Annotated in this window: 11 protein-coding genes and 1 pseudogene; 4 read left to right on the top strand and 8 right to left on the bottom strand. The window is 77.8% G+C overall.

Going from position 1 to position 9,931, the window contains the following annotated elements; translation table 11 throughout:
• The 7 genes from ABD317_RS28270 to ABD317_RS28240 all read right to left on the bottom strand — a co-directional run.
• Positions 1 to 711, bottom strand: a 711-nt coding sequence (locus ABD317_RS28270) for a cation efflux transmembrane domain-containing protein (protein WP_344293297.1), incomplete at its 3' end; no start/stop codon positions are given.
• Position 712: 1 nt separating this feature from the next.
• Positions 713 to 1,048 carry an ArsR/SmtB family transcription factor gene (locus ABD317_RS28265; RefSeq protein ID WP_344293295.1) on the bottom strand — a complete coding sequence of 112 codons (336 nt, stop codon included), beginning with the start codon at positions 1,046 to 1,048 and terminating at the stop codon, positions 713 to 715.
• A 90-nt stretch (positions 1,049 to 1,138) separates the two neighbouring features.
• Positions 1,139 to 2,062 (bottom strand): UbiA family prenyltransferase, encoded by a 924-nt coding sequence (locus ABD317_RS28260; RefSeq protein WP_344293293.1) that lies wholly within the window; start codon positions 2,060 to 2,062, stop codon positions 1,139 to 1,141.
• The gene (locus ABD317_RS28255; RefSeq protein WP_344293290.1) at positions 2,059 to 3,351 is read right to left on the bottom strand and encodes an FAD-dependent monooxygenase; all 1,293 of its coding nucleotides are present in this window, start codon (positions 3,349 to 3,351) and stop codon (positions 2,059 to 2,061) included. The genes ABD317_RS28260 and ABD317_RS28255 overlap by 4 nt, the downstream gene beginning before the upstream one ends.
• A complete protein-coding gene (locus ABD317_RS28250; RefSeq protein WP_344293287.1) occupies positions 3,348 to 3,968 on the bottom strand; it encodes a hypothetical protein in 621 nt (206 codons plus the stop codon). Before ABD317_RS28250 ends, ABD317_RS28255 begins: the two co-directional genes overlap by 4 nt.
• A 12-nt stretch (positions 3,969 to 3,980) precedes the next feature.
• Positions 3,981 to 4,826, bottom strand: a complete 846-nt coding sequence (locus tag ABD317_RS28245; RefSeq protein WP_344293285.1) for a class I SAM-dependent methyltransferase — start codon at positions 4,824 to 4,826, stop codon at positions 3,981 to 3,983.
• A complete protein-coding gene (locus ABD317_RS28240; RefSeq protein WP_344293283.1) occupies positions 4,816 to 5,925 on the bottom strand; it encodes a polyprenyl synthetase family protein in 1,110 nt (369 codons plus the stop codon). Before ABD317_RS28240 ends, ABD317_RS28245 begins: the two co-directional genes overlap by 11 nt.
• Positions 5,926 to 6,308: 383 nt before the next feature.
• Here ABD317_RS28240 and ABD317_RS28235 point away from each other — a divergent pair, with 383 nt between their 5' ends.
• The 4 genes from ABD317_RS28235 (at position 6,309) to ABD317_RS28220 (ending at position 9,403) form a co-directional block, all read left to right on the top strand.
• Positions 6,309 to 6,782, top strand: coding sequence for a hypothetical protein (locus tag ABD317_RS28235; protein ID WP_344293281.1), 474 nt, complete (start codon positions 6,309 to 6,311; stop codon positions 6,780 to 6,782).
• 209 nt (positions 6,783 to 6,991) lie between these two features.
• Positions 6,992 to 7,330, top strand: coding sequence for a YciI family protein (locus ABD317_RS28230; protein ID WP_344293279.1), 339 nt, complete (start codon positions 6,992 to 6,994; stop codon positions 7,328 to 7,330).
• Positions 7,331 to 7,347: 17 nt separating this feature from the next.
• Positions 7,348 to 8,586, top strand: a complete 1,239-nt coding sequence (locus ABD317_RS28225) for an RNA polymerase sigma factor (RefSeq protein WP_344293277.1) — start codon at positions 7,348 to 7,350, stop codon at positions 8,584 to 8,586.
• A 103-nt stretch (positions 8,587 to 8,689) separates the two neighbouring features.
• Complete coding sequence (locus tag ABD317_RS28220; protein WP_344293275.1) at positions 8,690 to 9,403, top strand: ribonuclease H family protein; 714 nt, start codon at positions 8,690 to 8,692, stop codon at positions 9,401 to 9,403.
• 12 nt (positions 9,404 to 9,415) lie between these two features.
• Here ABD317_RS28220 and ABD317_RS28215 read toward each other — a convergent pair.
• Positions 9,416 to 9,931, bottom strand: a pseudogene (locus ABD317_RS28215) (hypothetical protein); the annotation flags it as partial.

Raw genomic sequence — 9,931 nt, 5'->3', positions numbered from 1 at the left:
GCAGCAGGACTCGCCCTGCCAGGCGTTGCGGCCCTCCCGGACGGCGACGGCGGCGCTGACCAGGGCGGCGATCGGGTCGGCGAAGGCCCAGCCGAGGGTCGCGTTGAGGACGAGCCCCACCAGCAGGACGGCCGACAGGTACGTGCACAGCAGGGTCTGCTTGGAGTCGGCCACGGCGCTGGCGGAGCCGAGTTCGCGGCCCGCGCGGCGCTGCGCCGCGGAGAGGAACGGCATGATCGCCAGCGACAGCGCGGCCAGCACGATGCCGGGCACGGACGGCTCCGCCTCGGCCCCGCCGGCCAGGGCGCGTACGGCGTCGGCCGCGACGTAGGCGGCGAGCGCGAAGAACGACACCGCGATGATCCGCAGCGTCCGCCCCTCCCGGGCCTGCCGGGCGGCGGGGTCGGCCGCGGAGAACTGCCAGGCGAGGGCGGCGGCGGAGGAGACCTCGACGACGGAGTCCAGCCCGAAGCCGATCAGCGCGCCGGAGGAGGCGAGGACCCCGGCGGTGAGCGCGACGGCCGCCTCGACGGCGTTGTACGCGACCGTCGCCGCGACCAGCCACCGTATCCGGCGGGTGAGCAGGGCCGCGCGGACCGGCCCCGGTCCACCGCCGGCGCCGGTTCCGCCGGCTCCGCTGCCTTTGCCGACGCCTGTGCCTGTGCCTATGTCTGTGCCGGCGCTCGCGCCGGTCCCGGTCCCGGCCGCCATGTCAGCAGCAGCCCTCGGCCTCGGCGTCCGGGCAGGTCCGGTCGGTCGCCACGGCGATGACGGCGGCGCGCAGGTCGTCCAGCGCGTGTGCCAGGCGGTGGTCGGCGAGCTCGTACCGCATGCGCCGCCCGTCGGGCGAGGTGACGACGAGCCCGCAGTCGCGCAGGCACGCCAGGTGGTTGGAGAGCCGGGTGCGGGAGATGCCCAGCGTCTCGGCCAACTCGGCGGGGTAGGCGGGGGCTTCGCGCAGGGCGAGCAGGACGCGGCAGCGGATGGGGTCGGCGAGGGCGTGCCCGAAGCGGGCCAGTACGTCGATGTCCGTGGCGGTGGTCAGCACCCCCAGGACGATACACGAAACCCTGGATTCAGAAAATACTGAACTATAAGTCCGAACGGCCGCCCCCACCGCACGACTCGGGGGTACGCGTCAGACCACCGCCGCGCCCGCCGTGAAGGCGACGAGGACCCCCACCGGGTGGAACGACGCGCGGTTGAACGCGGCGAGGGCCGTGGCGCCGTCGGGGTGGCGGAGGAGGCGGGCGGCGGGGGCGAGGGCGGTGGGGATCGCGGTGAGGGCCGTGACCGCCAGGCCCACCGCGCCGTACGACGGCCACGCCGCCACCGCCAGGGCGCAGGCCGCCGCCGCGGCGACGAGGAGGAGGGCGGCCGCGAGGCGGGCGGCGGCCCGGGGGCCGTGGACGATCGGCACGGTCTTGATGCCGAGGGGGGTGTCCTCGGCCATGTCGGCGAGGTCGTTGGGGATGTTCCGGCCGCCGATCTCCCACGCCGCCATCCACAGCGCCAGCAGCCCCAGCCGCAGCGGGTCGACGGTGTCGGAGAAGGCGAACCAGCCCGCGCAGGCGCCGATCGCCACCATCACCCCGCTGAGCAGGCACTTGTACGCCGTGACGGTGGCGAGCCGGCAGTAGGCCGCCTCCAGCAGCGCCGCGCACACGAACAGCGCCGCGCACACCGGGTTCAGCGCCACCGCCCCCGCCAGCGAGACCGTGCCCAGCAGCAGCACCCACGCCAGCCCCGCCGCGAAGCGCAGCCTGCCCTGCGCCAGCGGGTGCCGGCCGCCCGCGCCGTCGATGTCGGGGCCCCGGCGGGTCTGCGTCATCGCCGCGCTGCGCCGGTCGAGGCGGGCGTCGAACAGGTCGTTGGCCGCGAAGACCGCGAGGAAGGCGGCGGCGGTGGCGAGGACGGCGACGGCCAGCCGCCCCGGGGCCGGGCGGTCGGTGGCCAGCAGGGCGCCGACGAGGGGCTGCGCGATGCTGAGCAGGGCCTGGTTGCCGCGGGAGAAGCCGTACAGGGCCCGCGCCTGGACCGCGACGGCCACGGGGAGGGTCATGGCGTGGGCTCCTGGGAGTGCGGGAGCGGGAGGTCGGGGCCGGCGCCGACGTACCAGTGCGCGAACGCGGCGCCCGCCGCGCCCGGTTCTGCCAGCTCGGTGATCCGCGCCAGCCGGGCGGCCAGCGCCGCGCGGCGGTCCGCGGGCTGCCGCCCCTGCGGGTGCAGCAGGTCCAGGAACCCGGCGGCGAGGTCCCGGGTGCGCAGCACCTCCGGCAGCCGGCGGGAGGTGTAGCCGGCCAGGTACGCCTCGTCGCCGTCGCGGTAGCGGCGGATGAGCGCGTCGGCCAGGTCGGCGGCGTCCGCGACGGCGAGGTTCATGCCCTTCGCGCCCGAGGGCGTCAGCACGTGCGCCGCGTCCCCGGCCAGGAAGAGGCGCCCGTGCTGGAAGTGCTGCCGGACGCGGCTGCGCATCCGCAGCACGCCGGTCTCGACGATGCGCCCCAGCCGCGGCACCGCCTCCGCCGCCGACCGGCCCGCGCCGCGCCTGCGGGCCGCGCCGGACGGCCGGGTGCCGGACAGCCGGGTGCGGAGCCGCTCGTGGACGCGGGCCGCGGTCCAGTGGGAGACGGCGTCGCCGGCCGGGATCTCCAGGTAGAGGCGGGCGACACGGGACGTGCGCGGCATGACGCCGGCGAAGCCGTCCTCGTGGACGGCGTACACGACGCCCGGCACGACGCGGTCGACCTCCGCGAGGAGCGTGAGCCAGTCGTACGGGTACCGCTCGTCGAGGTCGCCGCGCGGCGCGGACTGGCGGGGGAGCGCCTGCGCGGTGACGCCCTGCGGGCCGTCGCAGCCGACGACGTAGTCGCAGTCGACGTCGAGCCCGGCGCACTCGACGCGCGCGGGCCCGGAGCCGTCGGCGGCGGCGTGCACGCGGACCGCGGGCCGGGAGAACTCCGGGGGCCGCCCCGCCGCGCAGAGGGCGGCGACGAGGTCGCGGACGAGGAGCTGCTGCGGGTAAACCCAGTGCCGGACGCCCCCGGACTGCGCGGCGTAGTCGAAGCGCAGCAGCCGGCCCGTGCACAGGAAGTCGCACCAGCCGTGCCGGGTGCCGTCGGAGAGCAGCCGGTCCGCCAGGCCGTGCGCGCGCAGGTACTCGACGATCCGGTGCTCCACCAGACCCGCCCGCGCGCGGCGTTCGACGTCGGTGCGGGAGCGGCGCTCCACGAGCACGGCGTCGACCCCGGCCCGTATCAGGACGTTCGCCAGCACCAGCCCGGCCGGCCCCGCGCCCACGACCGCGACCTGCGTACGCACCCGCCGCCGCGGCCCCGGCGCCGCCGTCACACCGGCTCCCGCAGCCCGGCCGGTACGTGCGCGGGGTTGAACACCTCGCGGACGGCGGCCAGCACCTCGTCACCGCACCACAGCCGGTACGTCCGGAACGCCGCCGCCGGCCGCGGCCCGGGCGGCCCCGCCGGCCACGGGGTGACCCCGGCGCGCACGACGGTGCGCCCCAGCCCGGCACCCGCCGCCCGCAGGGCGGGGCCGAGGGGCGCCGCGGGGTCGGTGAGGCAGTGCCGCAGGGCGGGGTCGCTGGCGGGGGCGGCGACGACCTGGTTCCACGACCACAGCCGGCCGCGGGCGTCGGTGAGCGTCGAGTGGCGTACGAGCAGATCCGCACCCGGCGCGGCGGCGGCCGACAGCAGCGCGGCGGCGGCGTGCGGGGCGTGCTCGGCGCGTACGAGGTCGACGGTCACGTCGCCCACCCGCAGCCGCGACCCCGCCCAGGCCTCCAGCAGGGTGGTCGTCAGCCCGTCGCCGCCGAGCAGCATCCGCGTCAGCGGGCTGCGGAACCGGCCGACGGCCGCGCGGGGGCCGTCGGTTTCGGACAGCTCGGCCACGGCCGTGGCGGCGGTGGTGCCGGCGGGCGCGGGCGGGGAGAGGGGAGTCCTCGTGGGCATGCCGGGTGCGGCTCACTTTCGGGTACGGAGACGGGGACGGGGACGACGGGCACGGGCAGGGGACGGCCCGGCGGCCGGCGCGGCGGCCGGCGCCACGGCCGGCGGGGCGTGCGGCGCCCGGGTGGCGGTGGCGACGAGGTACCCCGGCAGCGCGAACCGGGTGTCCACGCGCACCGGCGCCCCGCACATCCCCGCCAGCGCCCGGACGGCGGCGGCGCCGTACACCTTCCGCAGGCTGATCACGCCGTCGTGCGCCTGGGCCGGGCCCCCGGTCAGGAACATCAGCGGCACCGCGCCGAGGCACAGCGGATGGCGCCACCCGTCCACCAGCAGCAGGGTCCGCGCCACCCGCGTGCCCTCGCGCAGCAGCGCCGCCACCCCCGCCGGCGGCAGGTGGTGCAGGGACATCGCCATCACCGCCACGTCGTACGCGTCCGCCGGGGCGTCGATCGCGGTCGCGTCGAGCACCGCGCAGCCGGCCCGCGGATGGCGGCCCAGCGGCCCGGCGCGCAGCGCCTCGACGACGCGCGGGTTGACGTCGCTGGCGGTGACCAGGGCGGTGGGGTGGCGGCGGAGGATGCCGTACGACAGCCGCCCGCAGCCGGCGCCGAGTTCGAGGACCCGCGGTTCCGGCGCCGGGCCGAACGCGGCGGCGGTGAGGCGGGCGCAGGTGCGGTAGCCGAGGGTGAGGCGCTGGAACCGGTCGAGGCCGCGGAGGGCCCGGCGGCAGGCGGCCGGGGAGTCGGGGCGGTCGATGTACTCCTCCTTGTCGGTCTCGAAGAGCCGGTCCCAGCGGGCGGCGCGGGGCCCGCCGCGGGGCATGTCGAGGGCGGGGGCGGGGTCGGGCTCAGGGGCCACGGTGTCCACCTCCGGGTGCGGGGCCGTACGCCGACTCCGCCACCTCGTCCGCCAGCCGGGCCAGCCGGTCGCGGTCCGGCCCCGGCGGCACGGGCGCGAGCGCGCGGTGGCAGCGGTCGACGTACGCGCGCGCCATGCACTGCGCCGCGCGCAGCGCGCCGGTGTCGCCGGCCAGCCGCGTCAGCCGTGCCAGCTGCCGCCGGCGGGTGCGTGCGTCGGCCGGCCCGTCGAAAAGCTCGGCGAGCGCCGCCCGTTCGGCCCGGCCGCCGAGGCGGTACGCGAGGAGCACGGGAAGGGCGGGGCGGCGGTTGCGCAGGTCGCTGCAGACGGGCTTCCCGGCGCGCTGCCCGCCGTCGCCGCTGCCGCTGTCGCCGTCGCCGTCGGCCGCGTACGGCAGCAGGTCGTCCCGGATCTGGAACGCGATCCCCAGCGCCTCCCCGTACGCCGTGAGCACCCCGGCCTGCTCCGGGCTCCCGCCGCCGAGCAGCGCCCCCACGTGGCACGCGGCGCGGAACAGCGACGCGCTCTTCAGCCGCGCCGTCTCCACGTACGCCCCGATGCCGCCGTCCGCCCGCCCGGCCACCTCCCGCAGGCCGCCGCTGAGCGCGACCTCCTGGGCGACGCCGCGCGCGGTCTGCTGCCCGGCGGCGCCGAGGGCCTCGACGGCGTCGAGGACGGAGCGGTCCGGCACGCCGCTGCGCCGGCAGGCGCCGAGCTGCTGGAAGAGGGCGAAGAACAGGGCGTCGGCCGCCAGCAGCCCGTGGGCCGTGCCGAACTTGCGGTGCGCGGCGTCCCTGCCGCGGCGCAGGTCGTCGCCGTCGATGATGTCGTCGTGCACGAGGGTGGCGACGTGGGCGAGTTCGACGCCCACCGCGGCGGGCATGACGGCGTCGTACCGGCCGCCGACGGCACCGGCGGACGCGAGGAGGACGAGGGGCCGCAGGAACTTGCCGGGCGGGCTGAGCGCCCACCGCTGCGGGGCGGCCAGCGGGCCGGGGCCGGCGCCGCCCTGGTCGAGCCAGCGGGTGATGCCGGCGTCGACGGCGTGCCGCAGCTCGGCGAGCGGGAAGCACGCCGCGCCGGCGTCGGTGCGCTGCATGAGGACGAGCCGCCTTCCGGGGGAGCAGGGTGCAGGGTCGCCACCGGGCAGGTAACGACGGCACGAAAGCCCGGGGCACTGGTGGTCACCCCTCTGGGGGGCTCGCCGTACGGCACGGGGCGCGCGGACGGGGGGTGCGCGCGCTGGTCGGGGCCGGCCCCGCGGGCGGGGACGTACGGGTGCGGGCGGGGCGCGGCCGGCGGACTGGGGCAGGCGTCAAGAGGACCGCACGCACGTGGCGCAATCACGATGCCGAGGCCGGCGGGTCAGCGGGGGCGGTCTTGCCCTCCCCGGGCGCGACCTGCCTCAATGCCTAGGTGTCCGGGGTGATCCACCCCGACCCCCGTCATGTCCCCCACCACCCCCCTGAGACGAGGTATTCCATGACGAACGGAAGGCCGGCGGCGCGCAGCGCCCTGGGTGTCGGTGCCGCGGTCGCGGGCGCGCTGTTACTGGCGGCGCCGAGCGCGCTCGCGGTGGAGCCGCAGACCGCCACCACCGCGTTCGACTGCGGCAGTTGGGGCTCCGGCGCGGCGACGCTGGAGGCCACGCAGGACGGCACCGCCGCGACCATCACCATCACCACCGACGCCATCACCTCCCCGACGGACATCCCGGCCGACTCCGCCACCACGACGCTCACGCTCACCAAGAACGGCTCGGAGACGGTGGAGTTCACCGGCAGCTCCAACCCGGCCATCCCGGCCGAAGCCCCGGCCGACACGGGCCCGCTGACCGGCACCGTCGCCTCCGGCGACTCCCTGGAGGCCGCGTCCCTGACGGTCACGGTCTTCGGCATGACGGCGACCTGCGAGGCCACGGCGGCGCAGGACCCGGGCCCGTTCGTCTTCGACTGACGCGCCCCGGCACCCACCCGCACACGGCCGGCGGCCGGGCCCCTCGCCCGGCCGCCGGCCCGCCGCCGCCGGCTCCCGAACGGGCAACGGGCGGCGCACAGACGGCGCCGTGTCCGGTCGGTGCCGGAAAGTTCGAGAACCTCCGGATGTCCCACGGGGTGCGGGCCGTTCGTCACAGCGGTGCGAGATCGTTGTGCCAGGAGGTGCCCATGCAGTACGCCCTGCTCTTCTACGCCGAGCCGGGCTTGGCGGAGTCGCTGTCGGCGGAGGATCTCGCGGACGCGCAGGCCGAGTACGCGGAGCTGGCCGAGGACGGCCGGTTCCGCGACTGCGCCCGGCTGCTGCCGCCGGAGTCGGCGACGAGCGTGCGGCGGTCCGGGGGCCGGACGCTGCTGACCGACGGGCCGTTCGCGGACACCGAGGAGGTGCTGGGCGGGGTGTGTCTGGTGGAGGCGGCCGACCTGGACGAGGCGCTGGACCTGGCCGCGCGGGCACCGCTCCTCCGCCTCGGCGGGACCGTGGAGATCAGGCCGGTGGTGCGGTCCTGAACGGGTCGGCAGAGGTCTTGCGGGACGAGTGGGGCCGGGTGCTGGCCTCACTCGTCGGGTTCCTCGGCGACTTCGACCGGGCGGAGGAGGCGGCGCAGGAGGCGTTCACGGTCGCCGCCGAGCGCTGGTCCGCCGCCGACGTGCCGGCTAACCCGGGCGCGTGGCTGGTGGCGACGGCCCGCCGCCGGGCGCTGGACCGGATCCGCCGGGAACGCGCCCTGGCCGGGAAGGTCCACCTGCTGCTGCCCGAGGCGACCGTGGCCGTGGACGACTTCGACGACCTGATCGAGTCCGGCCGGTTCGACGCGGACGGGACGGCATCGATCAGGGACGAGCGGCTGGAGCTGCTCTTCACCTGCTGCCATCCGGCGCTGGCGCCTGAGGCGCGGGCGGCGCTCACCCTGCGGGCCCTGGGGGGCCTGGCGACCGCCGACATCGCCCGCGCGCTCCTGGTCCCCGAGGAGACCGTGCGGCGCCGGCTGACCCGGGCCAAGGCCAAGATCAGGGCGACCGCGATCCCGTTCGCCGTGCCCGGCGCGCACCGGCTGTCCGAACGGCTCGACGCGGTGCTCTCCGTCATCCACCTGATCTACAACGAGGGTTGCCGTGGCCGCGTCGACCTCGGCGCCGAAGCGCTGCGCCTGGGCCGGGTCCTCACCGGCCTGCTGCCGCGGGAGCCGGAGGCGCACGGGCTGCTCGCGCTGATGACCCTCCACCACGCCCGCCGTCGCGCCCGCTTCCCCGACGCCGACGACGGTGACAGCGATGGCGACGGTGACGGCCGCGGCGGCGGCGCGGAACTGGTGCTGCTGCAGGACCAGGACCGCTCGCTGTGGGACCGGCAGGGCATCGCCGCGGGCCGGGCCGTGCTGGACGGGGCCGTCGCGCTCGGCGGCCCCGTCCAGCACGGCCCGTACGTCCTCCAGGCCGCCATCGCCGCGCTGCAGACGCGCGAGCGGGTCGACTGGCCGCAGGTCGCCCGGCTGTACGGGCGGCTGGCCGCGCTCACCGGCTCACCCGTGGTCCAGCTGAACCGCGCCGCGGCCATCGCCCGGGCCGGCGCCCCGCACACGGCGCTGCGCCTCATCGGCAGCCTCGACCTGGACGGCTGCCTGTACCTCCACTCCACCCGGGGCGAACTGCTGCGCCGCCTCGGCCACACCGCCCGCGCCCGGGCCGCCTACGGGCGCGCCCTCGACCTCGCCACCACCGCCCCCGAACGCCGCTTCCTCGCCCGGCGGCTCGAAGAACTCTGATCCGGGCCGCCGCCCCGCCGGCCCCCGCCCGTTCGCCGCCGGGTGCCGGCGGAGCCGCAGGTGGCGGCACGGGGCCGCGCCGCCGGATGCGAGAATCGGCCGCATGCCTGACGACCTGATCATCGCCGCCTGCGACGGCGCCGCGAGTCCGAACCCGGGGCCGGCCGCGTGGGCCTGGGTGCTGGCCGGCCCGGACGGCGCGGTCGTGCGCTGGGAGGCCGGTCCGCTCGGCCGGGCGACCAACAACGTCGCCGAGCTGACCGCCCTGCTGCGGCTGCTGGAGGCCACGCATCCGGCCGCGCCGCTGGAGGTGCGGATGGACTCGACGTACGCGATGCGGGCGGTCACCGACTGGCTGCCGGGCTGGCGGCGGCGCGGCTGGAAGACGGCCGCGGGCAAGCCGGTGGCCAACCTGGAGCTGGTACGCACCATCGACGACCGGCTGGAGGGCCGCGACGTGCGGCTGGTGCACGTCCGGGCGCACCAGGCCGGCGGCGACCCGTACAACGCCGCCGCCGACGCGGCCGCCGCCGAGGCGGCCCGCACCCAGAACCCGGCGGGCTCGGCGTACGGCTCGCCGCTGCCCACGGCGGAGGACGTCCCGGCCGGGGGCGGTAGCGGGGACGGGGGCACCGGCGGCAGGGGCGGCGCCGCAGGGCGGCGTTCGGGCGGGGCGGGCAAGTCGGGCGGGCCGGGCCGGAAGGGCATGACGGCCAGGTACCCGGGCCGCTGCCGCTGCGGCGCGTCGTACGCCGCCGGCACGACGATCGCCAAGAACGCGACCGGCTGGGGCCACCCGGGGTGCGTCGACGCCTGAGCGGCCGCGCCGTCAGCCGTCCCGCAGGTCGAGCAGGTGGACCCGGAACACGTCGACCGCGTCGAGCAGCGCCTGGCGCGGGCTGTCCCCCGTCAGCAGCGCCGCGGAGAGCACCAGCGTCCCGTCCAGCCCGTCGAGCGCGCTGCGGCGGGCGGCCAGCCACTCCGCGTGGTGCGCGGCGTACGGCTCCGCGGCCCGCGGCGACTCCCCGCCCCGGCGGTCGCGCAGCCGGGACAGCTCACGTTCCTCGTCCGCCAGGATGCCGCCCACCCGGTGCAGGTGCGTGTCCTTGAGGTTCTTCAGCCCGGTCAGCAGGTCGGCGTCGGTGGGCGGCGACGCGGCGATGACGTCCAGCAGCCGCAGGTGCACGTCCACCTGCTTGCGCAGCCGCTCGCGCGCCGTGCGCTCCAGCTCCGCGACGGCGTCGGCCCCCATGACCCGGGTCGGCACGGGCGCGGCCGGGGGCGCGACCGGGGCCGTGGGTGCGGCCGGTGGTGGGACCGAGGGCGCGGCCGGGGGAGGGGCCGG

The sequence above is a fragment of the Streptomyces synnematoformans genome (genome assembly GCF_039531005.1).
Classification (GTDB): Bacteria; Actinomycetota; Actinomycetes; order Streptomycetales; family Streptomycetaceae; genus Streptomyces; species Streptomyces synnematoformans.
This window is presented reverse-complemented; position numbering and strand designations above follow the sequence as displayed.